40 protein-coding genes are annotated in these 25133 nt (G+C 68.0%); all 40 read left to right on the forward strand.

Annotated features, from left to right (window positions below; all coding sequences use genetic code 11):
• Positions 1-60 precede the first annotated feature (60 nt).
• The 40 genes from QMQ26_RS33500 (at position 61) to QMQ26_RS33695 (ending at position 25081) form a co-directional block, all read left to right on the forward strand.
• The gene (locus tag QMQ26_RS33500) at positions 61-2283 is read left to right on the forward strand and encodes a hypothetical protein (protein WP_282203895.1); all 2223 of its coding nucleotides are present in this window, start codon (positions 61-63) and stop codon (positions 2281-2283) included.
• Positions 2283-3389: a DUF5047 domain-containing protein gene (locus QMQ26_RS33505; protein ID WP_282203896.1), complete on the forward strand. Its 1107-nt coding sequence runs from the start codon at positions 2283-2285 to the stop codon at positions 3387-3389. The genes QMQ26_RS33500 and QMQ26_RS33505 overlap by 1 nt, the downstream gene beginning before the upstream one ends.
• Complete coding sequence (locus tag QMQ26_RS33510; RefSeq protein WP_282203897.1) at positions 3389-3628, forward strand: hypothetical protein; 240 nt, start codon at positions 3389-3391, stop codon at positions 3626-3628. The genes QMQ26_RS33505 and QMQ26_RS33510 overlap by 1 nt, the downstream gene beginning before the upstream one ends.
• A gap of 41 nt (positions 3629-3669) precedes the next feature.
• A complete protein-coding gene (locus tag QMQ26_RS33515) occupies positions 3670-4338 on the forward strand; it encodes a hypothetical protein (protein WP_282203898.1) in 669 nt (222 codons plus the stop codon).
• Between the two features lie 69 nt (positions 4339-4407).
• On the forward strand, positions 4408-5406 hold the full coding sequence (locus QMQ26_RS33520) for a peptidoglycan-binding protein (protein WP_282203899.1): 999 nt from the start codon (positions 4408-4410) through the stop codon (positions 5404-5406).
• The gene (locus tag QMQ26_RS33525) at positions 5403-5708 is read left to right on the forward strand and encodes a hypothetical protein (protein ID WP_100839046.1); all 306 of its coding nucleotides are present in this window, start codon (positions 5403-5405) and stop codon (positions 5706-5708) included. The genes QMQ26_RS33520 and QMQ26_RS33525 overlap by 4 nt, the downstream gene beginning before the upstream one ends.
• Positions 5709-5715: 7 nt before the next feature.
• A complete protein-coding gene (locus QMQ26_RS33530) occupies positions 5716-7728 on the forward strand; it encodes a polysaccharide deacetylase family protein (protein ID WP_282203900.1) in 2013 nt (670 codons plus the stop codon).
• A 63-nt stretch (positions 7729-7791) separates the two neighbouring features.
• Positions 7792-8391: a deoxynucleotide monophosphate kinase family protein gene (locus QMQ26_RS33535; RefSeq protein ID WP_282203901.1), complete on the forward strand. Its 600-nt coding sequence runs from the start codon at positions 7792-7794 to the stop codon at positions 8389-8391.
• Positions 8392-8401: 10 nt separating this feature from the next.
• Positions 8402-8683 carry a hypothetical protein gene (locus tag QMQ26_RS33540; RefSeq protein WP_282203902.1) on the forward strand — a complete coding sequence of 94 codons (282 nt, stop codon included), beginning with the start codon at positions 8402-8404 and terminating at the stop codon, positions 8681-8683.
• A 125-nt stretch (positions 8684-8808) separates the two neighbouring features.
• Positions 8809-9438, forward strand: a complete 630-nt coding sequence (locus tag QMQ26_RS33545; RefSeq protein ID WP_282203903.1) for a hypothetical protein — start codon at positions 8809-8811, stop codon at positions 9436-9438.
• A 117-nt stretch (positions 9439-9555) separates the two neighbouring features.
• A complete protein-coding gene (locus QMQ26_RS33550) occupies positions 9556-10212 on the forward strand; it encodes a hypothetical protein (RefSeq protein ID WP_282203904.1) in 657 nt (218 codons plus the stop codon).
• 230 nt (positions 10213-10442) lie between these two features.
• Positions 10443-11240 (forward strand): hypothetical protein, encoded by a 798-nt coding sequence (locus QMQ26_RS33555; protein ID WP_282203905.1) that lies wholly within the window; start codon positions 10443-10445, stop codon positions 11238-11240.
• A gap of 38 nt (positions 11241-11278) precedes the next feature.
• Positions 11279-11896 (forward strand): hypothetical protein, encoded by a 618-nt coding sequence (locus QMQ26_RS33560; protein WP_282203906.1) that lies wholly within the window; start codon positions 11279-11281, stop codon positions 11894-11896.
• Positions 11893-12489 (forward strand): RNA ligase family protein, encoded by a 597-nt coding sequence (locus QMQ26_RS33565; protein ID WP_282203907.1) that lies wholly within the window; start codon positions 11893-11895, stop codon positions 12487-12489. Before QMQ26_RS33560 ends, QMQ26_RS33565 begins: the two co-directional genes overlap by 4 nt.
• Positions 12486-12746, forward strand: coding sequence for a hypothetical protein (locus QMQ26_RS33570; protein WP_282203908.1), 261 nt, complete (start codon positions 12486-12488; stop codon positions 12744-12746). Before QMQ26_RS33565 ends, QMQ26_RS33570 begins: the two co-directional genes overlap by 4 nt.
• Positions 12746-12934 (forward strand): hypothetical protein, encoded by a 189-nt coding sequence (locus tag QMQ26_RS33575; protein WP_282203909.1) that lies wholly within the window; start codon positions 12746-12748, stop codon positions 12932-12934. The genes QMQ26_RS33570 and QMQ26_RS33575 overlap by 1 nt, the downstream gene beginning before the upstream one ends.
• A 75-nt stretch (positions 12935-13009) precedes the next feature.
• A complete protein-coding gene (locus tag QMQ26_RS33580; protein WP_282203910.1) occupies positions 13010-13228 on the forward strand; it encodes a hypothetical protein in 219 nt (72 codons plus the stop codon).
• Positions 13222-13500, forward strand: a complete 279-nt coding sequence (locus QMQ26_RS33585; RefSeq protein ID WP_282203911.1) for a hypothetical protein — start codon at positions 13222-13224, stop codon at positions 13498-13500. Before QMQ26_RS33580 ends, QMQ26_RS33585 begins: the two co-directional genes overlap by 7 nt.
• On the forward strand, positions 13500-14183 hold the full coding sequence (locus QMQ26_RS33590) for a VWA domain-containing protein (RefSeq protein ID WP_282203912.1): 684 nt from the start codon (positions 13500-13502) through the stop codon (positions 14181-14183). Before QMQ26_RS33585 ends, QMQ26_RS33590 begins: the two co-directional genes overlap by 1 nt.
• The gene (locus tag QMQ26_RS33595) at positions 14180-14383 is read left to right on the forward strand and encodes a hypothetical protein (protein WP_282203913.1); all 204 of its coding nucleotides are present in this window, start codon (positions 14180-14182) and stop codon (positions 14381-14383) included. Before QMQ26_RS33590 ends, QMQ26_RS33595 begins: the two co-directional genes overlap by 4 nt.
• Complete coding sequence (locus QMQ26_RS33600; RefSeq protein WP_282203914.1) at positions 14380-14562, forward strand: hypothetical protein; 183 nt, start codon at positions 14380-14382, stop codon at positions 14560-14562. The genes QMQ26_RS33595 and QMQ26_RS33600 overlap by 4 nt, the downstream gene beginning before the upstream one ends.
• Positions 14559-14732 carry a hypothetical protein gene (locus tag QMQ26_RS33605; protein WP_282203915.1) on the forward strand — a complete coding sequence of 58 codons (174 nt, stop codon included), beginning with the start codon at positions 14559-14561 and terminating at the stop codon, positions 14730-14732. Before QMQ26_RS33600 ends, QMQ26_RS33605 begins: the two co-directional genes overlap by 4 nt.
• A complete protein-coding gene (locus QMQ26_RS33610; protein ID WP_282203916.1) occupies positions 14732-14887 on the forward strand; it encodes a hypothetical protein in 156 nt (51 codons plus the stop codon). The genes QMQ26_RS33605 and QMQ26_RS33610 overlap by 1 nt, the downstream gene beginning before the upstream one ends.
• Before the next feature lie 149 nt (positions 14888-15036).
• On the forward strand, positions 15037-15297 hold the full coding sequence (locus QMQ26_RS33615; protein ID WP_282203917.1) for a hypothetical protein: 261 nt from the start codon (positions 15037-15039) through the stop codon (positions 15295-15297).
• Complete coding sequence (locus tag QMQ26_RS33620; protein WP_282203918.1) at positions 15287-15715, forward strand: hypothetical protein; 429 nt, start codon at positions 15287-15289, stop codon at positions 15713-15715. The genes QMQ26_RS33615 and QMQ26_RS33620 overlap by 11 nt, the downstream gene beginning before the upstream one ends.
• A 123-nt stretch (positions 15716-15838) precedes the next feature.
• A complete protein-coding gene (locus QMQ26_RS33625; protein WP_282203919.1) occupies positions 15839-16576 on the forward strand; it encodes a recombination directionality factor in 738 nt (245 codons plus the stop codon).
• 88 nt (positions 16577-16664) lie between these two features.
• Entirely contained in the window at positions 16665-16946 is a 282-nt protein-coding gene (locus tag QMQ26_RS33630; RefSeq protein ID WP_282203920.1) for a hypothetical protein, read from the forward strand.
• A 67-nt stretch (positions 16947-17013) separates the two neighbouring features.
• On the forward strand, positions 17014-17793 hold the full coding sequence (locus QMQ26_RS33635) for a phiSA1p31-related protein (RefSeq protein WP_282203921.1): 780 nt from the start codon (positions 17014-17016) through the stop codon (positions 17791-17793).
• Entirely contained in the window at positions 17793-17984 is a 192-nt protein-coding gene (locus QMQ26_RS33640; protein ID WP_282203922.1) for a hypothetical protein, read from the forward strand. The genes QMQ26_RS33635 and QMQ26_RS33640 overlap by 1 nt, the downstream gene beginning before the upstream one ends.
• Complete coding sequence (locus QMQ26_RS33645) at positions 17981-18109, forward strand: hypothetical protein (protein ID WP_282203923.1); 129 nt, start codon at positions 17981-17983, stop codon at positions 18107-18109. Before QMQ26_RS33640 ends, QMQ26_RS33645 begins: the two co-directional genes overlap by 4 nt.
• A complete protein-coding gene (locus QMQ26_RS33650) occupies positions 18109-18471 on the forward strand; it encodes a hypothetical protein (RefSeq protein ID WP_282203924.1) in 363 nt (120 codons plus the stop codon). Before QMQ26_RS33645 ends, QMQ26_RS33650 begins: the two co-directional genes overlap by 1 nt.
• A complete protein-coding gene (locus QMQ26_RS33655; RefSeq protein WP_282203925.1) occupies positions 18471-18773 on the forward strand; it encodes a hypothetical protein in 303 nt (100 codons plus the stop codon). The genes QMQ26_RS33650 and QMQ26_RS33655 overlap by 1 nt, the downstream gene beginning before the upstream one ends.
• A complete protein-coding gene (locus tag QMQ26_RS33660; RefSeq protein WP_282203926.1) occupies positions 18770-19003 on the forward strand; it encodes a hypothetical protein in 234 nt (77 codons plus the stop codon). The genes QMQ26_RS33655 and QMQ26_RS33660 overlap by 4 nt, the downstream gene beginning before the upstream one ends.
• Positions 18996-19214 carry a hypothetical protein gene (locus QMQ26_RS33665; protein ID WP_282203927.1) on the forward strand — a complete coding sequence of 73 codons (219 nt, stop codon included), beginning with the start codon at positions 18996-18998 and terminating at the stop codon, positions 19212-19214. Before QMQ26_RS33660 ends, QMQ26_RS33665 begins: the two co-directional genes overlap by 8 nt.
• 149 nt (positions 19215-19363) lie before the next feature.
• Positions 19364-19675, forward strand: a complete 312-nt coding sequence (locus QMQ26_RS33670; protein WP_282203928.1) for a hypothetical protein — start codon at positions 19364-19366, stop codon at positions 19673-19675.
• Positions 19672-20046, forward strand: coding sequence for a hypothetical protein (locus tag QMQ26_RS33675; protein WP_282203929.1), 375 nt, complete (start codon positions 19672-19674; stop codon positions 20044-20046). Before QMQ26_RS33670 ends, QMQ26_RS33675 begins: the two co-directional genes overlap by 4 nt.
• On the forward strand, positions 20039-20443 hold the full coding sequence (locus QMQ26_RS33680) for a hypothetical protein (protein WP_282203930.1): 405 nt from the start codon (positions 20039-20041) through the stop codon (positions 20441-20443). The genes QMQ26_RS33675 and QMQ26_RS33680 overlap by 8 nt, the downstream gene beginning before the upstream one ends.
• Positions 20443-20610: a hypothetical protein gene (locus QMQ26_RS33685; RefSeq protein WP_282203931.1), complete on the forward strand. Its 168-nt coding sequence runs from the start codon at positions 20443-20445 to the stop codon at positions 20608-20610. Before QMQ26_RS33680 ends, QMQ26_RS33685 begins: the two co-directional genes overlap by 1 nt.
• Before the next feature lie 83 nt (positions 20611-20693).
• Positions 20694-23156, forward strand: a complete 2463-nt coding sequence (locus QMQ26_RS33690; RefSeq protein ID WP_282203932.1) for a phage/plasmid primase, P4 family — start codon at positions 20694-20696, stop codon at positions 23154-23156.
• Positions 23157-23221: 65 nt separating this feature from the next.
• Entirely contained in the window at positions 23222-25081 is a 1860-nt protein-coding gene (locus QMQ26_RS33695; protein WP_282203933.1) for a DNA polymerase, read from the forward strand.
• The last annotated feature ends 52 nt before the right edge of the window (positions 25082-25133 follow it).

Here is a 25133-nt window from a genome sequence, read left to right on the forward strand (position 1 = left end):
GGTGGTGGACGATCCGCTCAACCACCAGCAGGACCCGGGCCGCGGAGGTGGTGACGGCGGGTGAGTGTCAGCAGCAACCTGCTGAGCGCCAACACGTCGGAGATTGAGACCGACACGAGCGGGTGGACTGCGGGGGCGAACACCACGCTCGCACAGTCTACCCGCTTTTTCACGGGCTCGAAGTCGCTGCTGCTGACGCGCACCACATCTGCTGGCGCCGCATCCGCGACGACCGCAACTCGTGTGGCGGTGACGGCCGGTACGGTGTACACCGCGTACGCCTACGCCGCTCTGATCGTCGCAGCCGCGGGCCGGACGCTCACGGTCCAGGTGGACTGGTGGGCTGCTTCGACGGGTGGAACGGCGATCTCCCCGTCGGCCACAGCGATGGCCACCCTGGCGAACTCCACAGCGTGGAACACCCCACCGCCGATCCTGATCGCCACGGCACCCGCGGGAGCGGCTTACGCGAGCGTGACGGTCACGGTGGCCGGAATGTCGACGTCGGAGGCCGTGGCAGTCGACTCGATCGCGCTCGGCCCGGCGAACCGAATCCCGGGCAACCTGCTCGACTACAACACTCAGGGCTGCGAAGTCAGCGGCGCTGGGTGGGCTGTGGCGGGCAACTGCTCGCAAAGTAGGGCGAGTTCAACATCTTTCGAGGGCTGGTACTCGCTTTCTACGACGTCCATCGCTGCCGGCGACATGATCAACCGCGTCGCCACGTTCTACCCGGCGACAGCCGGCACCGAGTATCTCGGCTACCTCTGGGTGAACGCGCCGGTGACTGGCTCGGTGCTGCTGGAGCTGCGCTGGTACGACTCCGGCGGCGGCTTCGTGTCCGTCAGTCAGGCGACGTGGACGGTAACCGCGTCCACCTGGACGCGCGTATCCGTGATCGGGTCGACGCCGGCCGGGGCGAGTCAGGTTCGGCTCAGCTTCCAGCCGGCCGCCACGGCAGCCGCACAGACCTGGCTGACGGACCAGGCAGCGCTGATGGTGGCGCCCAACGAGGCCGGCAACGCGCTCGGCTACGGGCCGTACGGCACGGAGGTCGGCACGTCGGCCTGGTCCGTCACGGGCGGAGCCCTGGCGCGGTCAACCACTGCAGCACTGGAGGGGGTCGCCTCCCTTGCGCTGACCTGTACGGGCGGGGTGGACGCGGTGCTCACGCCCGCGGCTGCGATCCCGGTGACGGCCGGGACGGCGTACGTCTACCGCCCGGCGGTTCGGCCGCCGACGGACTCCGCTAGCTACACCGTCCGCCTCGACTGGCTGGACGGGGCCGGGTCGGTGATCCGGCAGACGACGGCCGCATGGTCGTTCGGCACCGGCGCATCGTCTTCGTGGAGCTACTCCTACACCGCGGACGTCGCACCGACCGGAGCGGTAGCCGTTCGCCCGTACCTGACCCGGTCCTCCCCGTCCGCGGGCGAGGTCTGGCTGGTCGACCGGCAGTTCATAGGAGCAGGTGGTCTGACGGCGCAGGTCACCTCACTCGGTACGCAGTATGGTGCGCGCATCACCGTCACCGGCCTGACGACGGGCGCGCGGACCACGTGGGGGCTGTGGCGGACATCGCCCGACGGCACGCAGACTCCGGTACGCGGCTACGGAGGCGACCTGACGGGGACCACGATCACGGGTGACATCGCGGTCGCGGACGATTTCGAATCGCCGCTCGGCACCCCGGTGACCTACTACCTCAAGACGTGGACGGCCGGCACCGACTGGATCTCGTACTCCACGGACAGCGTGACCCTCCCGTACCCGGACGAGCTGCGAGTCGTCATCAAGGACCCGTCACTGCCGGCCGGGACGCGGCTCTTCACGGTGACTACGTCGCCAAGCTGGACGCGGGCCGCCCGTCAGGGTGAGTACACCGTCCGACGTCGTGCCCGCCCGGTCATCCTGACTGACGTCCGCGCGTCCCGGAAGGGGTCGCTCACGCTCACCACGGAGACGCTAGAGGAGCGGGACGCGCTCTGGTGGCTGCTGGACTCAGGGCACACCCTGATGCTGCAGTGGCCAGCCGGCTGGGGCGAGGACGACGTCTACGTTCAGGTCGGTGACGTCGAAGAGGGGCGTCCTAGTTCCTACGCGGGCCAGGCGGATCGGGAATGGACTCTCGCGCTCACCGAGGTTGATCGCCCGGTCGGCGCCCTGATCGGGTCTGCGTCGCGGACCTGGCAGACGATCCTGTCTGGCTACGCGACCTGGGCCGACGTCCTCGCGCACTACACGAGCTGGTTCGGCGTGCTGACCGGAGTGGAGGGGACCTGATGTACGCAGTGAGCGCACGTTTTCTCGCCGCACTCTCCACCTCGCATCAGATCAAGGTGCAGGTCGACGCCTACTACAACGGCGCCCTCACCGTGGCGGATCTCCCGATCTCAGGGGGGTCTGTCACGGTCGATCGGGGTAGTAAGGTTCAGCGAAAGCTGAGCCTGACGATCCCGGACCCCGCCTATCTGCCGTGGAGCGCGACCGACACGCTGGGACCGTACGGGCAGACGCTCGTCGTCAGCCGCGGAGTCGTTTTCCCCGACGGCTCCACTGAGATGTGCCCGCTCGGGATTTTCCGGGTGGATGAGCCGTCAGGCGACGTCGACATAGGCCCGGTGACGGTAACAGGGCAGTCGGGCGAGGTCTACATCCAGGACGACCGATTCACAGCGCCGACCTCAACGTCCGGCTATGGAACGTGCGTTGCTGCGATCACCGGCCTGATTCAGGCGTCGGTGCCGGCTGCCACGGTCGTCAATCTCACGGCCGGCGCCCGCAATCCAGCGTGCCCCACGGCGGTGTGGGACGCGGGGTCGGACCGGTGGGACGCGGTGCTCCAGATCGGCACTGCGATGCAGGCTGAGGTGTACGTGGATGTGCTCGGCCGGTACGTCATCACCGACGTCCCGGATATCTCAACTGCCTTGCCAGTGTGGGACGTTGCGGCCGGCGCGACAGGCAACCTCGTCGCCGCAAGCCGCAAGGTCGCGCGCGCGGGCGTCTACAACGCGGTGCAGGTGACCAGCGAGAACAGTTCCGCGGGCACCTTCTTCACCGCCACGGCGACCGACACGAGCCCGACGAGTCCGACCCGCTGGGGCGGTCCGTTCGGGAAGATCACGAAGCGCTACAGCTCCGGCCTGCTGACGTCGACTGCCGCATGTCTGGCCACTGCACAGACGATGCTCCGTGACGCCACGGCGCCCAACGTGGAGACGTCACTGTCGACGCTGCCGAACCCGGCCTTGGCGGCCGGCGACTGCATCCGAGCGACATACGCCGGGCGGAAAGACCTCTTCCTGGTGCAGGCGTTCAGCGTGCCCCTCGACGTGGGCGGCGATTTTCCGTTGTCCCTTCGCGGCTCGAAGGAGGACACGAGCTGATGCCGTCCTCGCTTGCGGAGGCCATCTCCACCGTCGTCAAGTCCGGTTCTACGGGGTCTAGTTGGCAGCTCGCCACGGTATCCGCCGTAGGCACCGGCACCGTGGACCTGACGGCCTCGACCGGGCCGGTATCCGCTGTCCGCCGGCTCAAGGGCTACAGCTCGCCGGCGGTGGGAGAGACGGTCCTGGTGCTGACCAGCGCTGCTGGTAACTGGATTGTCGTCGGCGCGCTCGCCTGACCCCATTTCTACGACTGCCCTGAATTCGGGGTGGAGGACGCATGCCCGGAACCGACCAGTACCAGCAGAGCATTCCATACCGAAAGCTATCCGATGCGCCGAACATCGAGACGGAAGCGTCGATGGTAAACGGGTTGGTGGCGAAGTCGAACATGATTTTCGCCAACGCTACATCTCGAAACGCCGCGCTCCCTTCCCCGGTGGCCGGTATGGAGTGCTGGCTCACCGCGGAGGGCCGCAAGGAAGTTTACGATGGGTCCACGTGGCGCCCGTACGCCCCGGCACCCGGGCTGTGGACACCATTCGTGCCAGTCTGGACCGCTACAGTCGCGAGCCCAGTTCTCGGCGACAACGGCGTCCTGACCAGCCGGTGGACGAAGATCGGACGGCTCGTCATCTGGAATGGCCAGCTCACGCTAGGCAGCCTGTCCAACGGCGGTACAGGATTGTGGCACTTGACGGTCCCGGTAGCGCCGGCGTCCGCCGCGCCCGGGTTCACTCAATGGCGCGGCGAATGCTCGTATTTCAAGCCGGGAGACAACGACTACCTAGGTCACGTCATCATCACTCCGGGGTCGACCATCGCGGATTTTGTGGTCAAGACCGGCTCGAACGCACAGAGCACCAGCAATGTCAGCAACACCGTGCCTGTGGCGGCTGCCTCGGGGAACGTTCTGACGTGGGAGATTCAGTACGAATCCTCTTCGTGACCCGGTGAAACTCGACACCGCCCCGGCCGACCGGCACGGGGCTTTTCTATTCCCTGGGGAGGGGTACGCATGGCATCCACTGCAGCAGCCATAATCGCCGTCGCGGACGCGGAGGTCGGCTACCACGAGGGCCGCAGCGCCGACGGCTCGTGGAACAACCATCAGAAGTACAGTCCGGCCGTCCCGGGCCTGGAGTGGTCGGACTGGCAGGCATGGTGTGCAACCTTCGTGTCCTGGTGCGCAATGCAGTCCGGCAACGCGGACATCTACCCGCGAACTGCCTCCTGCGCCACGGGAGTTGCCTGGTTCAAGCAGCGCGGCCAGTGGCGCACGACCCCGTCCGTCGGCGCACAGGTGTTCTACGGGAGTGGCGGCGGCTCGCACACCGGCATCGTCGCCGGCTACGACGACACCTACATCCACACGATCGAGGGCAACACCAACGATAACGGCAGCGCCAACGGCGACGGCGTCTACCGCCGCACCCGGCGCCGGGACGACAGCTACATCTACGGGTACGGCGCGCCGGCGTTCTCGGCTGCCCCGTCGACCGGCGGGACGAAGACCGTGACCGTCAAGGCCGGCCAGACCCTCAGTGGCATTGCCGTCGCGGCTGGCGTCGCCCTGGCAGTGATCCTCGGGCTGAACCCGTCCGTGGCTCAGCACCCGGACACCATCCACCCGGGTGACGTCATCACCGTACCGGCCGTCCCGGGGACGACTCCGCCTCAGGTGCCCGTTCCAGCCCCTGCGCCGGCCCCGCAGCCGTCCGCTCCGTCGACGGGTGGAAGCGGCAACTCTGCTGCCTCCGGCGGCACTTCGGCCCCGGCTTGGCCCGGCTACACCTTCCGTGCCAGTACCGCTCCGCCGTACGACGCGGCCGTCGCCCGCTGGCAGCAGCGGATGAAGGACCGCGGGTGGAGCATCGCCGTGGACGGCAAGTACGGCCCTGCCTCCGCGGCCGTCGCCCGCGCCTTCCAGGGGCAGAAGGGCCTGGCGGCGGTCGACGGCCTGGTCGGGCCCGTCACCTGGCGCGCGGCCTGGACTGCGAAGGTGACCAGCCCGTGAGCCCTGAGACCGTGACTGCCGTCGTCGGTGCCGTCGGTGTCGTCGGCGGTGCGGTCGTCTCTGCCATCCCCGCGGCGCTCGGCCTGCGCCGGGCCCGCGGGGCCGCGCAGGAGGAGGGGGCCGCGACCCGGGACACCGTGGAAACGCTCGGCGCCCGGCTGGAGGCCAAGGTCGGTGCCGTGAGAGATGAACTCCGCTCCGACGTGGCGGAGCTGCGCGAAGACGTGATGGACGTCCGCGCCTGGCAGGCCGGGCACGATGCCGAGCACATGCTCATGGCGCGGCGTCGGCCGGAGCAGTGAGGTACACATGACGATCCCTGCGGGAGTACAGACCGCAACCGTCACCGGACGGTATCTGCGCCCCGACGGCTCCCCGCAGACGGGAGCCGTCGTTTTCATCGCCCCGCGGGCCGTAGCGATAGCTGGCACGGCCGTCACCGTGGGAAAGGCGGTATTCCCGCTCGATCACGACGGCCGTTTCAGCGGCGTTCTCGTAGCCACCGACGCGGCGGGCATGTCGCCGACGGGGTGGGTCTACACCGTACGCGAGCGACTGGCGGACGGAGGCGGGCGCACCATGCGAATGGCGCTGCCCGCGGGGACAACCGTGGACGTCACGGTCGACGCTCCGACATCGCCGCACGAGATGGACTTCGTGCCGGTGATGGGGCCGCCAGGTCCGCCGGGGGCCACCGGACCGGCCGGGCCCGCTGGAGCTACCGGCGCCACCGGAGCGCAGGGGCCGATCGGCGCGGCTGGTGCCACTGGAGCAACTGGAGCGACCGGCCCTGCGGGCCCTCAGCCACCGCTCGGAGCCGCCGGAACAGGGCCTGCCACCGCGCTCAAGTCCGACGACCCGTCGACCATCAACTCCCGCACACCCACTGCCCATGCCTCGACTCATGCCAGCGGAGGTAGCGACCCGGTCACCCCATCCGCGATCGGCGCCGCGACCGGTGCTGACGTCAGTGCGGCCATCAGCACGCACGCTGGAGCCGTGGACCCGCACGGCGATCGCGCGTGGGCGAATGCCCGGTTCGTCACGCTGACGGCGAATCCGCCTGCCTCCACGCTGGGCACCCCACGCCGTCTCCCCCAGTGGAGGCAGGCAGTCCCGTTGACGATTTTCGCGTCGGGGCACGGGTATTCCAACAACGCAGGGTCGACGCTCAACAACGGCGACACATCGGACTTTGTTGTCGGCTCCCAATCTGTGAAAATCACCACGGGCGGAACCGGTGCAGCAGCGAATATCTCTAAGCTGGGTGGCGCGAGTTTCGACGCCACTTCAAAGGCAATTCGCCTGCGGCTGAAGCTGGACGACATCACGCACGTAGCCGGCCTGAATTTCTACCTTGGATCGTCGTCCCTGGCGTCTTACTACAAGTGGATCATTCAAGGCGGTGCCGTCGGCAGCAACCTCCTGACCTCCGGAGACTGGGTTGTTGTCACGCTCAACTGGGCGGACGCGACCACGACGGGGACGCCTTCGCGCAGCGCGCTGACGGACATCCGTATCCAGGTGACGGACGATGCGGCGGCACCAGTAACCCTGCACGCGAATTCCGTGGAGCTGATTCCGGACGGCAGCGCCACCTTCCCCAGCGGTGTCGTCAGTTTCTGCTTTGACGACAACAGGGCGAGCGTGTGGAGTCTAGCCAAGCCGGTGATGGACGCCTACGGGTACCCGGGCAGCGCGTACATCATCGCTGATCTTGTCGGCGCAAACGGGCGGCTGACGCTGCCTCAACTGAGGCTGATGCAGGACGCAGCCGGCTGGGAGGTTGCCGGGCACGCGTACCTGGACGCGGACCACGCGCTAACCGACACCGGGATGACACGGGCGGCGCTGGACGATGACTCGAACCGGATGAAGCAGTGGCTGAGCAGCAACGGCTTCCGGACATCGTCGGATGGCTTCGCCTACCCGCTCGGGCAGTACGGGCTGACGAGCGACGCCGCTAGCACCACGGACGTGATCCGTCAGTACTTCGGCTACGCACGCACGACGCACAGCAAGACGCGCGAGACTTTCCCGCCCGGCGACCCGTACCGGCTGCGCTCGATCTCCTCGATCTCGTCCTACTCGGGCGGCTACTCGCCGACTGCGCTGACGACAGCAACGACGGGAGACATCGCGCGGGCAGCGGCGAATCGGCAGTGGTTGCTCCTGACGTTCCACGACATCGTGTCGGACGCGACGACTCTGACGAACACCGGTCAGTGCAAGCTCAGCGATTTCACGGCAATCGTGCAGGCCGTCAGCGCGGCCGGTATGGCGGTCATCCCTGTCGGCGACGTCCTGCGGTTCTACAGCTAGTGCACGGGCGCTCTGGCTCTGGGGCCTAACTACTCCTCCAGGACTCACGTCAGGAGGAGCACGGTGCACATCGGGATCATTGGCCGGGCGCGCGTCGGCAAGGACACGGCCGGCGCGTGGCTCGTGGAGAACCGCGGGTACGCGCGGGTGGCGTTCGCGGACGTGCTGAAGGAAGCGGCGCTGAAGATCGATCCGCAGATCATCCCCGACCCGTGGCCTCTGCACCCGGGACCTGTTCGGCTGAGGCAGATCGTGGACGGGATGGGGTGGGAGCGGGCCAAGGGGTACCCCGAAGCCCGCCGCTTCCTCCAGGAACTCGGCGCTTCCATCCGCGCCGTCGACCCCGAGTTCTGGATTCGCGCCGCGCTTCAGCGCGTGGACGAGATCGGCGAGCGCACCGGCTGCCCCACCGTCATCACCGACGTGCGCTACCCCAACGAAGTGGCGGCCCTGCGTGATCGGGGCTTCCACCTCCTCTACATCGACCGGCCCGGGATACCGCACCTGACGCACGAGTCGGAGGGCGCTCTCGGGCCGGAGGACGCGGACTACACGGTCATGAACGTCGGGTCCGTGACCGACCTGGAGTCCGCGGTCCAGCTCTTCCACAGGCACGTCTACGACGCCGAATCCGCCCGCCAGTACGGGCGCTCCCACGAGTAAGGATGATCGCTTGAAGAACCTCCTGAAGCGACTGCGTGAGGCAGTCACCGCCGGCGCCACCTACGCCGTCGCCTACGTCCGCGTGCTCCTGGCCACCGAGCCAGTGCGCGTCCGGGCCTGGCTGATGTCCGCCATCGGCGCCGGCAGCGTCCTGATACCAGCACTGAGCAACGCCAGCACCGTCGGCCAGGTCGTCGGCGTGCTGATGGTGCTGCTGCCGGTGCTGCTGGGTGAAACCGCTCGGGCGAAGGTCAGCCCGACTGCCACTGCTGACGAGCCTGTCAGCGAATAGAAACTTGAAGCCCCCGTTCTCCCTTGTGGAGGGCGGGGGCTTTTTGCGTTCCATTAACGCAATTTTAGGACAGGCGGGCCGGGCGTAGTTGTTCCGCGCGCCACAATGGCGATACCGTCCGGTGTATGACACCGCCACCCCCTGCCCCTACTACCGTCCTCGCGGCGCTGCTGACGCGGCGCTGGGACGAGCTACGGGCACAGCATCCGTCGCTGCCGCGCGCCGACATCACCGTCAGCAGCCGCAGACAGGCCGGCTCTGACCATTCGCACACTCAGTGGCACGGGCAGGATCTCTTCCCTGTCACGATCTACCGCAGCATGCTGGAGACGGGCGCAGAGGAGGTCCTGACAGCCCTGACCCACACTGCCGCACATGCCCTGGCTGCTGCCGACGGGGTGTCCGACACCTCCAGCCGCGGGAGCTACCACAACCGTGCGTTTGTCGCGTACGCCGAGAAGGTCGGTATGGAGTGGCCGGCAGAGGCGGCGCCTGTCCCGAACTACGGATTCCGCGGCATGCGCATTCCGACGGCGCAACTGACCCAGGACTCAGCACTGCTGGCAGAGCTAGGCCGCGCCATTGAGGCAGTGCTCGACGTCCTCGGTCCCGCGTCTGCCCCGTCCCGGCGCGCAGAGACCCGGGTACGGGCCATGTGTGGGTGCGGACGCATGATGACCATGTGGGAGGCGGTTTTCGCGCAGGGCGACGTGCTCTGCGGACGCTGCGGCACCCCGTTCACGAGACAGAGCTAGCAGCCCCCACCCGCGCTCATGGTGGCTGCGGGTGTCTGTGACGACTGGAGAGCGCACGTGGCTAAGAATCTACCTGCGGTACCCGACGGCCGTCCGCCGTCTACCCGACGGGTGCCTGTGCCTGAGCCGCTGGAGCTACAGCGGGTACAGGATTGGTCGGCTGATGAACTCGTGGATTTCGGATCGAAATTGGTGCGAGCTTACGCCGACACCGAGAAGGTCAGCACGAATATCCTCAAATCCTTGGCAGTTGTACTGGTGGCACTTCGCCAGCAGATGGGCGACCCATCCGGGTTGTCGCACGCGTACAAGCTGCGCGCGGCAGAGATGTACCGTAACGCGGGCATCGGGCCGACCAATACGAGTAACGTGTCGGCCAACGTCCGATATCACATCAATAACCTGTTGCGCGTCGTGTACACGGCAGCAGAGCTGGAGGACGCCAACCTGAAGACGGCCAGTGCCGTGGAGCGGTCGGCTGAGCGACGTCAGCTGACTCGGGCCGTCGTCCAGGCCGCCACCGCGTCCACTCGCGCTGAGGCACTCCCCGCGGGCGACGACGCTGCCTCCACCGTGCGGGCTGTCTCCGACCATCTCCGCATCGCGGAGATGCTGCAGTCCTCCGTCGGCCGGATGCAGCCTGACACCATCAGACGCGAGATGACTCCGGCTCAGCGCGGCGTGCTGTACCAGCGGCTGCAGGCTGTGAAGCAGGAGATCACCGCACTGTCGGGGATTCTGCGGGACGCGGGCATGGAGCGTCCTCCCGCGTGACCCATCAGTTTGGCCCTCCTCTGACCTGCGGTGATGCCAGAATGGCCAAACTAACCCCTATTTTCTAGTTACCCTAATACGCGTTAGAGAGAAACTGAAAAGAGGGGTTAGTTTGGCTCTTTTGGCCAGACTGGCCCCGCACAGCCTGGGGACGAAACTTCTTCGACGTCTGCCCGGGCGCTTCGGCCGTGGGGCCTAACTACTCCTGTACCCGATGAGGAGGGCACAGGATGGCAGTACAGACGATCAAGCGCGGCGGCAGCCGTTTCTACGTGGACCCGGCGGACGGGGAGATCAAGGTCCCCGGGGTGACGAGCGTCCTCGGGATGCTCCCGAAGGGTTTCCTGACGTACTGGGCGGCGAAGCTGGTCGCCGAGACAGCCGTGAATGATCTGCCGGCGGTGCTCGGCATCGCCATGCGGGACCAGGACGCGGCGATCGACTACCTGAAGCGGGCGCCGAGCCGCTTCACCGCGAGGGCCGCGGACACCGGCTCCGACGCCCACGACCTCTTCGAGCGGCTCGCCCGCGGGGAACGGGTCGGACGCGTGCACCCGGACATGCAGCAGTACGCGCGGCACTTCGACGCCTTCCTTCAGGCGCAGCAGCCGGAGTTCCTCCACCTGGAGGAGACGGTCTGGAGCGATGTCCACAGCTACGCCGGCTCGTTCGACGCGATCGCGAAGATCGACGGCGAGACGGTGATCCTGGACTGGAAGACCACCAGGAGCGGCGTGCACGAGGACGTGGCGCTGCAGCTCAAGGCGTACGCCAAGGCAGACCGCATCATCCTCGCGGCGACGGGGGAGTCCATCCCGGTGCCGACGCTGGACGCTGCGGCAGTGCTTCACGTGCGACCGGAGGGTGCCAAGCTTGTCCCGGTCGATTGCAGCGACGATCTCTTCCGTTTCTTCACCGCGCTGCTCGATGTCTTCCAGTGGGACAGCACCCGGAAGAAGTCCGTCATCGGCCGACCCGTGTGGTCGACCGGCGTGGAGGAGACCGGTACGGAGAGGCGGGCGGCGTGAGCCTGCGGCGTGGGCTACCTGATGGACCGGCATGGACGGTGGACGCGTACGCGTTGACGCACGAGAGTCGTGTCCAGCGTCTTGTCGGCGAGAACGCACGGCTGTGCAGGGAACTGGAGCGCGCCGAGCGAGCTGCTGAGGCATGCAGGCAGGAAGCGCGGCGCCAGGCCACCCGGGCCGACGACCTGAACGCCGAACTGAAGCGCCTGACATCGTTCCGCAGTCAGCGCGTCCGTTGGTCCGACAGCCCGGTATCGCCCGCAGAGTTCCGGGACGCCCTCTACGCCGAGAACGACCGTGGAGGGCAGGCCCGCGGCGTGGTGGCTGACGTCGCCGTGGTGCTTGGCGTCGACCTCGACGCCGGCCCTGGCCACCGCTGGGACGAGGACCACATGCGACGTGTGATCCCGGCAGCGGGGGAGCTGAAGGAGCGGGCCCGAGAGGCGCGCGAGATCATCGCCAAGATGGCCCGGCTGCTGGGCGTAGAGGTCAGCCCGGGCCTGGACTCGCAGTACGACGACGCGCTCCTGCGAGGCGTTCCCGATGCCCTGGAGAAGGCGCTCAGCGACTACACCGCGGACGACTACCCGCTCCGGGAGACCGTCGTCCGCCAGGCCCTGAGGATCACTGAGCTGGAGAAGGAGAGCGGCAAGTGACCGACTTCGCACCCGAGTTCACCGCCTGGCCGAAGACGGCCCGGCTGTTCCGTGACGTCACGATCACGGAGAAGCTAGACGGCACCAACGCGGGCATCCACATCAGCGAGGATGGGCAGGTCGTTGCTCAGTCGCGCAAGCGTCTGCTGACGCCGGAGGCGGATAACTACGGTTTCGCCCGCTGGGTCGCCGACAACGCGGCGGAGTTGACCTACATCCTCGGGCCCGGCCTGCACTTCGGTGAGTGGTGGGGTGCGGGTATCCAGCGTCGGTACGGGCTGACAGAACGGCGGTTCTCGCTGTTCAACGTCGACCGGTGGTTCAAGGCTGACCCGGGGGGCACGTCGATGTGCGCCCGCGCGGAGCAGTCGTCGCTGGACGATGTGGTGGACGCCGTCCCCGTGATGTATCGGGGTCCGTTCAGTGAGTCCGTCATCGTGCGCGCGATGACCAATCTACGCGAGGAGGGTTCCTTCGCCGTCTCCGGCTTCATGAACCCCGAAGGTATCTGCGTCTATCACTCGCAGAGCCGTGACGTCTACAAGGTCACCCTCGACAACAACGACCGTGGGAAGTGGGAGGCAGCAGCGTGAACGTCGACTTCGACAGGCTGAAGGCGGAGATGGAAGCGGACAAGGCGCGGACCGCGCAGTCGGAGGCATTCGGTCGGGGTTGCAGCATGGCCGTCGCCCACGCGGCAGTCCTCCCGGTCCGTGCCTGGCTGTTCATGCTCGGCGTCGGTGCCGCGCACGGAGCTGCGCCGGCCGTGCCTACGGTCGGTTTCGGCACCGCGCTGCTCGTGATGCTCGGTGTCGGTGCTCTGGTGCCACCCCGCGTGAAGACTTCCTAGTGGCCCGGGCGATCGAGGAGCACGCGAAGGCGATCCAGGACGCGATCAACGCGGCTGCCGCTGACGGGTTCGAGCTGGACAACGGGAGCGGGTTCCCGCTGTGCACGGTGGAGCTGAACCGTGTGGAAGGCGGCGACTTCATCGGCAGCCCGGTCGAGATCACCGCCCCGCACACCTACGACTGGTAACCCGCACCGCCTCTTGAGCCCCCGGACGCTTCGGCGCCGGGGGCTTTCGGCGTAGGAGGAGAGAGGGAGACGTAGATGAAGACTCGAATCATTCGTCCCGGCCGCCGGAGCGGCTGCGGGACCGCCGACTTCCTCGCCTGGCTGTGCGGCACAACCCGGGACGAGGTCGACGCGTACGCCGAGATCGGCGACTGGCCGTCGCACTGGGTGCCGCGGGCGCAGGCGACGCTCCGCCGGCTGGGCGTGAGCTGCCAGGTGGAGGCCCGAGCGGTGTGGGAGAGGGGTGTGTGGTGACTAGCTCGTTTCTTCCGGATCGATGGCCGACCGAGCTGGAGCAGGCTCAGGGCTGGCTCGCCTGCGCGGTCGCGTACGGCGGGCACCTGGAGCACGAGGAGCAGGACGAGCTGATCGAGAACTTCCGCCGTGAAGTGCTGCGCGATGCTGCGAAGCGAGTTCGTACGACGGAAGCCAAGCGATTCCCGGGCCCGATCCTCGGAGCGATTCGGCGGATGCGCGCCAACTACTACGCCAAGATCATCGACCCCAACACCCCTGAGGAGAGCTGATGTCCCTGTTTACCCGTCCCGCCCCGGCGCCGGCCATCGTCAGCCTGATCAAGGCTGCCGGCGTGAGCCTGGAGAAGCATGGCCTGACGGGCCAGAAGGCGGCCGTCTATCTCGTTCTGGACCACTCCGGCAGCATGTCCCCGTACTACGCCTCCGGCGACGTCCAAAGGCTCGCGGAGCAGGCTCTCGGACTGTCCGCGAACCTGGACGACGACGGCACCGTGCCCATGGTCATGTTCGGCTCGTCGGCGGGGCCCGTGGTCGACCTCGACCTGACGGACTACGCCGGCGTGGTGGAGCGACAGCACCAGCGGACGCCGTGGGGGAGCACCAACTACGCGAGCGCGATGCGCGCTGTCGTCGCGCACTACCAGCAGTCTGGCGCGACCACGCCCGCGCTCGCGATCTTCCAGACCGACGGCGAGCCTGACTCCCGTGCGGCAGCGGAGGCCGTGCTCCGGGAAGCCAGCGCGCTCCCGATCTTCTGGGCCTTCGTCGGCTTCGGCGGACGCGTGTCCTTCCTGGAGCAGCTCGACACCCTGAGCGGCCGTGTGGTCGACAACGCCAGCTTCTTCCACGCCCCCAACCCGCGGACCGTCAGCGACGCGGCCCTGTACGACGGCATCACCGCGGAGTACGCGCAGTGGCTGCCGGCTGCGCGACGGGCGGGGGTGATCCGGTGACCCGCTCTGCAGACGACATCGGCCCTGACACGGGCCTGGAGAAGACGGACGCTGCTTTCGTGGCGGACCGCGTAGACATCTTCCGCACGGCGCTCAGGGAGACCCGCGACATGGAGTGGGCCAACGGCCTGGACGTCGTGGACGTAATCCGTGTCGCTGAGTTCCTGGCCGGCGGCGCCATTCGAAGGGAGGCGCAGTGATCAAGTCTGCTGGCGGGAAGTCGATTCGCGTCTACGTCCACGGGGAGGACGTCGCGCGCGACTGGACCGACCCCTACGGTGCCGACGGGGACGCGCTGCTGACGCCAGCCGATGCCCGCGGGCTGGCACAGTGGCTGAACGCCGCTGCCGACCTGGCGGACCTGGAGGGTGAGCAGTGATCACTTCCGTTGAGGAAGCTCTGCTGCAGGCCCGGGAGAACATGACGCCGTTCTTCGACGCCGCCGACGGGATGCGTCGGGACCTCGAAGCCCGCGGTTGGTCGCCGGCCATGGCGGAGCAGGTGGCAGCAAAGTTCCTGATCCTGATCATGACTGGGGGTAGAAGCTGATGGCCAAGCTCACCCCGCCCACCACGGTCACGGTGGAGATGACCACCGCCGAACTCGCCCTGGTGCAGCGCGCGCTGAAGCTCGTGCGTGACTACGGCGCCATGTCCGACTGGGACGCATCGACGGAGCTGCTGGCGGACCTGGAGGGCGAGTGACGGCCCTGAACATCTTCACCCGCGGCCCCCGCGACCGGACCGCCCTCTACTGCGTTGGTTGCTACCGCCGGCGTCCTCGCGGCGAATTCCGCGAGACGCCGACGCACGGTCGGGCAGCGCGGTGCCTGAGGTGCGAGGGGTGGACGGGTGTGTACACCCACATGGAGCGCCAGTCATGGCTCATCGACCAGCAGCGGGAGAAGCTGTGGATGCTGCACCGCCACCTCGCCCGGCTGCGTAAGCAGCGCGGCGGCATGGCGCGGGTCATGTCCCTCGGTGAGCTGGTGCGGTATCGGCAGCAGCCGTTCGAGGATGCGTTGCGGCTGCGGGAGGAGCGGTGGGCAAGGGCCATGGCAGAACTGGCGGCGTACGTTCCGGGTGTGGTCGAGGGCGTGCCCGATGGACGCTGAGGAGCTGCACGAGGCGACCCGTCAGGCGTATGCGGCCGCGCGGGCTGAGAAGTACGCCGCGTGGCGTGAGGAGGCCGTTCAGCGCCGTCGGGCGGAGACGGCAGAGGCGTGCCTCAGTGCGGTCCGCGAGGCCGCTCACGTGGCCGACGAGCACGATGTCACCGACTGGCAGCGCGGCTACCGGGCCTGTGCGGAGCGTGTCTTGGCGGTGCTGAGCCGCGATCCGGACAAGCCTGGCCGGGATCGTGCTCGAGGCTTCGCCGACGACGTTCAGCAGCTCTACGGCTGGGCGTTCGCCGGCGAGGAGCACCAGCACCGCGATCGCCTCCACCTCGTCTACGGCTGCATGCACGAGTGGCTGGCGGCGGAGCGTGAGGGGCGTGCGTACGTGCCGCTCAGCAACCGGGACGGCCGCTGAGAACCGAAAACCGGCTTTCGGTTCTGCCCGGGCGCTGCGGCTCTGGGGCCTAACTACTACAGTGCACGCCGCTTCGAGCGGCGCAGCGCACTGGACGATGCAGCCGACGAGAGGCACAGACACATGGCAGGACTGCGAATCTTCGACACTGACCCGGACGCCAAGCCGCGACCGCGCACCAGCTTCGCGGACGAGGTGGTCGGCCGCTTCCGCTCCGGCCGCATGACCGGTACCGGGCGCAGCGCCCGGCCGGAGTCCCTCAATGAGTGGCGGGTGACGACCGGGGACCCGGCCGTTGCCGCTCGCGTCGCCGAGATCCTGGGCGGCGAGGTGGCGAACTGGGACACCGAGAGTGAAGACAACCTGGAGATCCTGACGACATCCCCGTCCGTCGAGGTCGTCATCGACGGCTCGGCCGCGATCCAGTCCGACATGCGCCTGTACGGCTCGGTCGGTGGTGAGCCGATCCACTGGTGCGATGGTGTCGAGTTCCTGGGCCCGGACGAGGACAGGGGCAAGCCGTGCGGCTGCCCGGAGCTGCTCGCGGACCGTAAGGCGCTCGCGAAGACCGGTCGCGGGCCGAAGCCGGACATTCGCGTCCGCTTCAAGCTGGTCGATGCCCCCGAGCTGGGCCTTTTCCGCGCGCGGTTCGGCGCGTGGGACCTGGCGAAGGTGCTGCACGAGGTGCTGGAGGCGCTGGACGAGGTCGGTGGTCCAGCGCGGTGCCGGCTGTCGATTGAACTGGTGGAGTTCGTCGCCAAGAGCGGCCCAATGAAGGGCAAGACCGTCAGCTACAACAAGCCGGTCATCAAGGTGCTGGGCGCGTATTCCGCCCCCGCGGTGCTCGACAAGGCCGCCTGACGGTCACCACGAGCGCGCCCGGTCCCCGGCGAGTAGAGGCCGCCAGGGGCCGGGCGCCCCAACTGTAGCGAAGAAGCAGAGGAGAGACATGTCCCGCAAGCTCACCGACTTCACCGGTCAGCCGATCACCGAGGGCAGCGTCGGCGTCTACCCGTCGCGCCAGGGCAACACGGTGCGCAACTCGGAGGGTGTCGTTCGGACAATCCGGACGATCCGCGACGCCCGTGGACGCTCGCACCCGGAGCTGCTCGTCCAGCCCACCGGCCGCGACTCCGGCCACATTCAGCGCAAGACGCGGAAGACCGTCGCTGTCGCGGCCGAGCACTTCGCGGTGACTGGCTACGCCGACCCGGAATCCAACGTCGCCTGACGTCCGTACCACCCGGCCCCCGCGCACCGACGACGCGGGGGCTTCTTCGTGCAGTGAAAGAGGAGAGATGACGGAGCAGACGTTCAAGGCCGGCGACAAGGTGACGCACGCGGTGTTCGGCGACGGCGAGGTGAAGTTCGGACCGTTCCGCGGCATGTTCAGTGCCGACGACGGCACCGGCGACCACTACACCGTGGCGTTCACGGCTGGGTCGATGGCTCGGCGAGCCGGGAGCGTGCGTGGAGGCAGCCTGACCCTCCGCCCCGAGTTCGAGATCGGCGCGTGCGTCCTCTTCAACGAGGAGCGCAGCAAGGTCGTTGCCGGCCCGTTCACCGACAAGTACGCGCCGTCCCACCCGTGGTACGTCCTGGAGGATGAGGACGGTAACCACGAGACGTCCGCGGCGCGGTTCCTGACACTCGCCCCGGCCGATGAGCCCACTGAGCTGAAGATCGGCGGGCGCGCCCGGGTGCTGGTCGATGGCCCACACCTTGCTGGCCTGCACGTGGGGGACGTGGTGGAGGTGACCGGCGTCGAGGCCGGTTCCGACAACGAGCCCGACTCGGTCGACGTCTACCACAACGGCACCACGTGGTACGTAGACGCGAGTCAGTTGGAGGCGCTTCCCGACGAGCCGTCCGGCTACTGCGTTATCAGCGGCGTCCGTTACGACCTGTCCGCCGAGTACCGGGACAAGGACGACGACATGTGGCAGTTCAGCCCCGAGCAGCAGGCCGACGACGGTACTCCGGCTGGCAAGATGCGCGGCTGGTCGACCTTCGACTCTGGCTGCTCGCTGCGCTACGTGCTCGACACCTACGGCCCCCTGACGAGGGTCACCACCTGATGGCAACCCTGATCATCCGCCCGGACGGCGCCCCCGCGCTGGGTACCGTCCGGGCCCTGGGCCGTAACGACATGATCGTCGTCGCCCCCGGTGCGCCCGAACGTGCCGACTGGGGACGGTTCCTGGAAGCCATCGGGGTGGCCATCACCCGCGGCGCGAGCGTCGTGCACCAGCGGGAGGCGCGGCCGTGAACCAGTGGCTGATCTACATCGTCGGCGGCGGGTGGGCACTCGGCTGCGTAGGGCTCGCCGTGCTGGCCGCGTACTGGCTGGTGCGGTTGCTGGGGTGGGCCGTGGAGAAGTGGGAGGAGAACTGATGGCAACGAATGTCTTGCTCGACACCCCGGAAGTTTGGCGTTCCGTCGTCAGGTACCGGCATCGGAAGCGGAACCCGGAGACGGTCGGTACGTACTTCCTGGACGCCGTACGCTCCAGTTATCTGGAGGCGTGGGAGGACGCCGTCCATGCCGACGTTCGCGGACCCTACAACGATCCCGGCACCGCTCGCCGCATGGCCGGGCGCGTGGCGCGGGCCCTGGAGGCGGAGACGGCGCGTCAGACGACCCGTCCGGGAGACACGATTCTGACGCGCCAGGTCGTCTCCGTGACGGTCGAACGGGCCACACTCACGTGGGAAGCCTTCGACGTCCGCAACCCGGAGACAGGATGGGCTAGCTGATGGCACGCACCATGCCCGCGAAGAGCGGCGACGTCTTCCGGGCGAAGATCGTCCGCCGAGTCCGCGAGGGCAGGAACCCGGAGTACCGGTGGGACGCCGGCCCGGACGTCCCGGAGTGGCTTTACACCGGCGAGACCCACACTGAGTACCTGGGACCCTACAAGACGCGCGCGGCAGCACAGGGTCAACTGACGTCGCTCACGCACCACTACCGTCACCACGCTCAGGGGCACGTCCTGCGCGAAGACGTCGTCTTGGCCATCATCGAGCGCGCGCAGACGGTCTGGGAGGAAGTCGAGTGACTCGCATCCGACCTGACGCAGAGCGGCTGTACCGCACGGTGGTTGACGACGCGTGCACCCGCCCGGCGCGGCCCTTCATGGACACGCCGTACCCGGCCGGCCACATCTTCGGCCCCTACGACAACGTAGCGCAAGCGCTCGCACAGAAGACCGTCGTGGAGAACGCCGGCGGCACCGCACACGTCAACGAAACCGAGTTGCTGGAGTGGGGAGAGTGGTTCCGTGACTGAGTACCGCGTAGTCCAGACCGTCGAAGCTTTCCGCTACCCGGTCGGCAAGGTTTGGGGCCCGTACCTCGAAGAGGTCGACGCACAGCAGCGTCTGGCCACGCTGAAGAATTTCGGCGGGGACGGCGTGATCGAGAGCGGAGAGTTCGGCACCGGCGTTGCGCTGGAGCTGGTTGGAGCTGGCGGTCCGGGAGGGGTGATGGCGAGTGTCTGAGTACGTCAAAGATAGTGACGGGGATGTGTGGCGGTGGGACGCTACCGTGCTGCGGTTGGTCCGTCACCGCGACGAAGACGGCTACCCCGTGTACACGCGGCTCGGCAACGACGCGGCTGCCATCGCGAAGAAGCTGAGGGCGGTGCCCGATGCGCCTCACTGACTGGCGAGGAGCCGAATACGGCGTCGGTGACATCGTCCTTTACCCGCGGATGTCCGGGCGCTCGTGCGAGATGCAGGAAGGCACGGTGACGGACATCTACGTCGCTGTGCGGGACCCGGAAACCTACGGGTGGAAGCGGCTCGCTGAGGGGGCGACGCCCGACGGGCAGCCCACGGAGATGCGAGTCCAGATTCTTCCGACGCGCTCCAGCCGCGAGTTCTTCCGCTGGGGTGTGCCGAAGCCGGTCACGCTGACCATCGTCAAGAACGTCACTGCGCTGCCGAAGGAGGCACCGTGAAGGACTCATTCGGCGTCGACATCGAGCCCGGCGACTACATCCTTTCCGCTTCCACCACCCACGGCCGCGTGAAGGTCGGGCGGGCGCGGGCCGGACAGTACGGCCGGCTGTCGATGGAGATCGGCGTCAGTGCTCAGCACGGCCGGCAGGAGGAGAAGCACCCGAAGGCCGGGCAACTCGGGCACAACGTGGTCGTCCTTCGGAAGGCGGACGGGACCGTGCCGGTGCACGTAGCCGGTCCGGGTAACTGGCTGACGGTTGACGGTGAGTTGCTCGGTGCCGTTGTGGAGGTCGAAGCTGTAACGGACACGGAGACCTACTGGGAGTACCGCGTTCGCACGGCCCGAGAGCCAGGGGACGCCGGTGAGTGACGCCAAGGACCGGGGCACTCGGTGGGAGTCCGCTGTTCGCGGCTACCTCCAGGAGGCCGGCCAACCCGATGTCCGCCGCAACGTCCAGATGGGTCGGCGCGACATCGGTGACCTGGACGGCTACTACCTCCACGCCGTGGAGTGCAAGGACGAGCAGAAGATCACGCTCTCGGCCTACGTCGCCCAGGCCAACCGCGAGGCGATCAACGCCATGCAGCCGTACGGCTGCGCGATCGTCAAGCGGCGCCGGGCGAACGTCTCGGCCGGCTACGTCGTCCGCGACCTGGAGACGGACGCCAAGCTGATCAACCGGCTGCGGGACGCGGAGGAGACGCTGCTCGCCATCGCGCCGACGGTTCACGCCGACCACGTACAGCGACACGGGAAGGGGCACTGATGGCGACACGGATTCGGTTCACTGGCTGGCTGACGTACTCCGGAGAGACCGGCCTCAGCCCGGATTCCGCCGTTGAGACCGCGCTCGATCGGGGCGACAGGCACTCCGCGTACTCGCTGAGCCTGGACGAGGTGCTCACCGTGGACGAGGTTCCCGACGAGGAATGACTTTCAGCTAGCCACACCAACGTTTCACGGGGCGCTCTCTTCGGAGGGCGCCCCCTTTCGTCATGCCCGAGGAGAGGAGAGCTGTGCAACTGTCGGATCTGCTGGACCGGCTGACCGGCGTGACGGAGGACCATGACGGTTACCTAGCCTTGTGCCCTGCCCATGCGGACCGTCGGACGCCGTCGCTGAAGTTGACGTTGAAGGAGGACGGCCGGCTCCTGATCGTCTGCCGCGCAGGCTGCGAGAAGGACCGCGTCCTCCGCAAGCTCCACCTGTCGCCGTCGGATCTCTTCGACGTCACCCCCGGCACCGCAACCCGCACCGTCTCCGCCGCTCCGCCCGAGTCGATTGGACCGGGCGAGATTGCCGGACTCCGGCTATTCGTGGAGGAGACGGCAGGGGCGCTGAAGTCCTCGCCGGAGGCACTGGAGTACCTCGCCCGCCGTTTCGGCGTCGGACCGGACCTGGCGGAGGATCTCGAACTCGGCTTCTGCACGCCGGGGGATCGGCCGCAGAAGTGGCTGTCCCGGGGCTTCACTCGCCATCCGCGGGTCACTGTGCCACTGGCGGGAGTTGACGGCGTCGTGCGTGGGCTGCAAGGGCGGGACATCGGCGGCGCGTGCCCGGCGCGGTGGGTGTCGCTGGCGAACGTCGACGGGCGCACCTGGGCGAAGTACGGCCTGCTGTCCGCCGGCGCCGGCTACGACACGGTGCTGATCACGGAGGGTCCCGGGGACGGGCTGACGGCTGTGGCCGTCGGCTACGACGCGGTGGTCGTCCGCGGTGCCGGCCTCGCCCGGAACACCTCGCTCGTCGCCGAGCTGGCGGCCGGCCTCCGCGACCGTGACGTCGTGATCGCCGGTGACCGGGACCGAGCGGGCGCCGGCTTCACCGACTCACTGGCGGAAGCGCTCGTCCGGGCCGGTGTCATGGTGCGGCGCCTGGCCATTCCGCAGGACGGATGGGACTTGACCGACTGGCGCGAGGACGACCCGACCGCCTTCCCCGCTGCTCTACATCGTGCCGTTCGTGCCGCTGAACCCGTCGACCTGACGGAACCGGAGCCGCCGACACCCGCGGCGCCCGCCGTGACGGAAGACTCCGACGACCTTCCAATGCTCCGCGGCAGCGCTCGCGAAGCTTTCGACGCCACTGACGTCGGGCTCGCCGTCCGTCTCCGCGACTGGATTCGCGCACAGGGCGGGGGAGTGCGCTACGCGAGCGGGCTGGGGTTTCTGACGTGGGACGGAACGATGTGGGTGCCGGGGCAGGATCAGGTGCGCCGCGCGCTACACCGGATGGGCGCTGAGATGATTGCGGAGGGCGGTGACGCTGAGCGCAGGCTTGCGCTGAAGGCGCTGACGAACCGGCACATCACGGGGATTCTGGCCGAGCTGCCGAGCGTACCCGGGGTGCCGCTCAGCGCTGACGAGCTGGACGCAGATCCCGAGTTGCTGTCCGTCGCCAACGGAACGGTGAACCTCCGAACCGGAGCTCTGCAGCCGCATGATCCGGCCGACTTGATCACGAAGCGGCTTGCGGTGGCGTACCGGCCGGAGGCTGAGTGCCATCGGTGGGAGCAATTCCTCACGGAGGTGTTCCCCCACCACCCGGAGCTACCGGCGTACGTGCAGCGGCTGATCGGCTACGGCATCACGGGCTTGACCAGCGAACAGGTGTTCGTCATCCACCACGGTGGAGGGAAGAACGGGAAGACCGTCTACACGTCGACCCTGAACTACGTCTTCCGCGGCATCACCGAGTCCGCTGAGTTCGCCACCTTCGAGAAGAAACCGGAGGCCGGTCAGGCGTCGCCCGAGCTGGCCCGACTGCGCGGGTACCGGCTCGTCCTGGCGTCCGAGTCGGAGAAGTACGCGCGCCTGGTCGAGCCGCTGATCAAGCAGCTTACGGGCGACGGCAACAAGGTCACCGTCCGGTTCCTGCACCAGAACTCGTTCACCTACGCCCCTCAGTACCTGCTGCAGGTGGAGACCAACTACAAGCCGGCGATCCTGAGTCAGGACTACGGCATCTGGCGACGAGTGAAGCTCATCCCCTGGGAAGCTGTGTTCGACGGCGCTGCCCAGGATCGGGGTCTGCAAGGGAGGCTCCGCGCGGAGGCGGAGGGCATCCTCGCATGGGCCGTCCGCGGTGCCGTCGCATGGTTCACGGACGGGTTGACGGAGCCGGCGTCGATCGCCACGTCCACCCAGGACTACCGCGAGAGCGAGGACAGGCTGGCCGAGTTCATTGCGGCCTGCCTGACCACGGAAGACGGTGCGCGTATCGCGCCGATGCAGCTCCGTCGGGCCTACGGGGACTGGGCCGAGGACGCGCGCTTGAGCCGGAAGGAGACGCTGTCCGGCTGGGCCCTCGGAGTCGAGATGGAGTCGCGCGGCTTCAGGAAGCGCCGAGTTGGCGGCAAGTGGGGCTTTGACGGCATCCGGGAGAAGACCGACGCAGAGCGCCGCGCAGCAGAGCAGCAGCCCGTCGCGCCGTCCGGCGCCGCGGACATCTTCGGGCAGGGACGGGCGGAGGCAGCGTGAGGACGTTTTCGCACACCGTGGCGGGGGAGCGGGTGGAGGTCCACGTCCCGGAGGACTCGCGTGACTTGGACCTCTTCCGCTCCTGGGTGCAGCGCCAGGTATCCGCTGGCCGCCGCGTTGCGGTCGATACGGAGACTACGGGCCTGGACACTTACCGCCCGGGCTACCGCCTCCGTACCGTCCAGCTCGGCGACGCGCTGACGGCATGGGTACTGCGCGTGGAGGTGTCCGCGGACCTGCTGGCGGCAGCACGGTGGGCGCTGCAGGCGCTGCCGTCGATCGAGATTCACAACGCCCCCTTTGACCTTCTGGTTCTGGACAAGCATGCTGCGCTCCCGCTGGAGCAGCTAGGGCCGAAGGTCCTCGACACGCGCATCCTGGCCCACCTCTACGACCCGCGGCAGCCGCAGGAAGGCGGGGCCGGGTTGGGCCTCAAGCCGCTCTCTGCGCAGCTTGTGGACCCCAGCGCGCCGGACACACAGGAGGACCTGACGGCGATTTTCCGCAGCCTCGGGCTGACGAAGGCGGCCGGGTGGGCCGGGATTCCGACCGACCACCCGACGTACCTCCTGTACGCCGGCCTGGACGTGATCCTCCTGTCCCGCCTCCGGCCCCGGCTGGAGCAGCGACTCGCGGATGCCGGAGTGCGTCAGGGGCTCGTCGCCTTCGAGCACCGCGTGATGCTGATCGTGGCGCGGATGGAGCGCAAGGGGATGCGTGTCGACCAGGACTACGTGCGGCACCTTGTCAACCGGCTGGAGGAGGAGGCTGCGCACCACGCCGCCCGGGCCGCGAAGTACGGCGTTACGTCGGTCAACGCGACGGCTCAGGTGTCGGCGGCCTTGGTCGGCATGGGCGAGACGTTGACGGAGCGCACTGCCGGCGGCGCGTACAAGGTCGACAAGGCGATCTTGCTCGACCTGGCCGACCTCGACACACAGTGGAAGCCCCGCGGGACACGGACGCCGAATCCGCTCGCGGACGCGGTGCTGCGCTCGAAGAGGGCCGGCAAGTGGAGGACGTCGTACGCGCTGCAGCTCCGTGACGGGCTGGACGCCGAAGGTCGCGCACACTGCAAGATCAACAGCCTCCAGGCGCGCACGGCCCGCATGTCCATCTCGAACCCGCCCCTTCAGCAACTCCCGTCCGGTGACTGGACGATTCGCCGTGCACTGATGGCGGACCCCGGGCACCGCATCATCAGCGTGGACTACTCCGCGGTGGAGATGCGCGTCTTGGCCGCCCTGGCGGACGAGACGACGATGAAGCGCGCGATCCACGAAGGCCGGGACCTCCACGACTTCACTGCGGAGCTGATCTGGGGACCGAACTTCACCAAGAATCACCGCAAAATGGGCAAAGGGGTCGGCTTCGGCAAGGTCTATGGAGGTGGCGCGCAGACACTCTCGCGCCAAACTGGCGCTCCTCTGGCGGAAGTTCAAGCCGCCATTGCCGCCTACGACCGGGTCTATCCGGGGATCAAACGCTACTCGCGGCAGGTCCAGCGCGACGCTCGGGCGCACGGCCACGTGGTCTGGACGCCGTCCGGCCGACGGCTTCCGCTGGACCGTGACAGGGTCTACGCCGCAACGAACTACGCCGTGCAGAGCACCGCCCGCGACGTCCTCTGTCAGGCCCTGCTCGACCTGGACGACGCCGGCCTGACGGACTACCTCCTCCTGCCGGTGCACGACGAGCTGGTCGCCCAGGCGCCGGAGGACATCGCGGAGGAGGTGGCGCGCACCATCGGCCAGCACATGGCGATGGACTTCTTCGGCGTCGCGCTGGACACCGACCCTGAGGTCGGCGGTCGTAGCTGGGGAGGGTTGTACATGAAGGATGCCAACACGATGACCAGGGAGGACGAGTGGTACGCGGCGCACCCCGACGTGGCGCAGCGGCGCGCTCTCTCCTTGGCGGCGTGACAGTGTTCGACCCATCCATTGACGGTACCGGCGCCCGCCGACAGAGACGGGT

This window comes from Kitasatospora fiedleri, from assembly GCF_948472415.1.
Classification (GTDB): domain Bacteria; phylum Actinomycetota; class Actinomycetes; order Streptomycetales; family Streptomycetaceae; genus Kitasatospora; species Kitasatospora fiedleri.

Coding starts and splice junctions, on each gene's coding strand:
- QMQ26_RS33505 (WP_282203896.1), top strand. CDS start 2,283: ATGTACGCAGTGAGCGCACGTTTTCTCGCCGCACTCTCCACCTCGCAT.
- QMQ26_RS33510 (WP_282203897.1), top strand. CDS start 3,389: ATGCCGTCCTCGCTTGCGGAGGCCATCTCCACCGTCGTCAAGTCCGGT.
- QMQ26_RS33515 (WP_282203898.1), top strand. CDS start 3,670: ATGCCCGGAACCGACCAGTACCAGCAGAGCATTCCATACCGAAAGCTA.
- QMQ26_RS33520 (WP_282203899.1), top strand. CDS start 4,408: ATGGCATCCACTGCAGCAGCCATAATCGCCGTCGCGGACGCGGAGGTC.
- QMQ26_RS33530 (WP_282203900.1), top strand. CDS start 5,716: ATGACGATCCCTGCGGGAGTACAGACCGCAACCGTCACCGGACGGTAT.
- QMQ26_RS33545 (WP_282203903.1), top strand. CDS start 8,809: ATGACACCGCCACCCCCTGCCCCTACTACCGTCCTCGCGGCGCTGCTG.
- QMQ26_RS33555 (WP_282203905.1), top strand. CDS start 10,443: ATGGCAGTACAGACGATCAAGCGCGGCGGCAGCCGTTTCTACGTGGAC.
- QMQ26_RS33580 (WP_282203910.1), top strand. CDS start 13,010: ATGAAGACTCGAATCATTCGTCCCGGCCGCCGGAGCGGCTGCGGGACC.
- QMQ26_RS33590 (WP_282203912.1), top strand. CDS start 13,500: ATGTCCCTGTTTACCCGTCCCGCCCCGGCGCCGGCCATCGTCAGCCTG.
- QMQ26_RS33610 (WP_282203916.1), top strand. CDS start 14,732: ATGGCCAAGCTCACCCCGCCCACCACGGTCACGGTGGAGATGACCACC.
- QMQ26_RS33620 (WP_282203918.1), top strand. CDS start 15,287: ATGGACGCTGAGGAGCTGCACGAGGCGACCCGTCAGGCGTATGCGGCC.
- QMQ26_RS33625 (WP_282203919.1), top strand. CDS start 15,839: ATGGCAGGACTGCGAATCTTCGACACTGACCCGGACGCCAAGCCGCGA.
- QMQ26_RS33630 (WP_282203920.1), top strand. CDS start 16,665: ATGTCCCGCAAGCTCACCGACTTCACCGGTCAGCCGATCACCGAGGGC.
- QMQ26_RS33635 (WP_282203921.1), top strand. CDS start 17,014: ATGACGGAGCAGACGTTCAAGGCCGGCGACAAGGTGACGCACGCGGTG.
- QMQ26_RS33640 (WP_282203922.1), top strand. CDS start 17,793: ATGGCAACCCTGATCATCCGCCCGGACGGCGCCCCCGCGCTGGGTACC.
- QMQ26_RS33650 (WP_282203924.1), top strand. CDS start 18,109: ATGGCAACGAATGTCTTGCTCGACACCCCGGAAGTTTGGCGTTCCGTC.
- QMQ26_RS33655 (WP_282203925.1), top strand. CDS start 18,471: ATGGCACGCACCATGCCCGCGAAGAGCGGCGACGTCTTCCGGGCGAAG.
- QMQ26_RS33670 (WP_282203928.1), top strand. CDS start 19,364: ATGCGCCTCACTGACTGGCGAGGAGCCGAATACGGCGTCGGTGACATC.
- QMQ26_RS33685 (WP_282203931.1), top strand. CDS start 20,443: ATGGCGACACGGATTCGGTTCACTGGCTGGCTGACGTACTCCGGAGAG.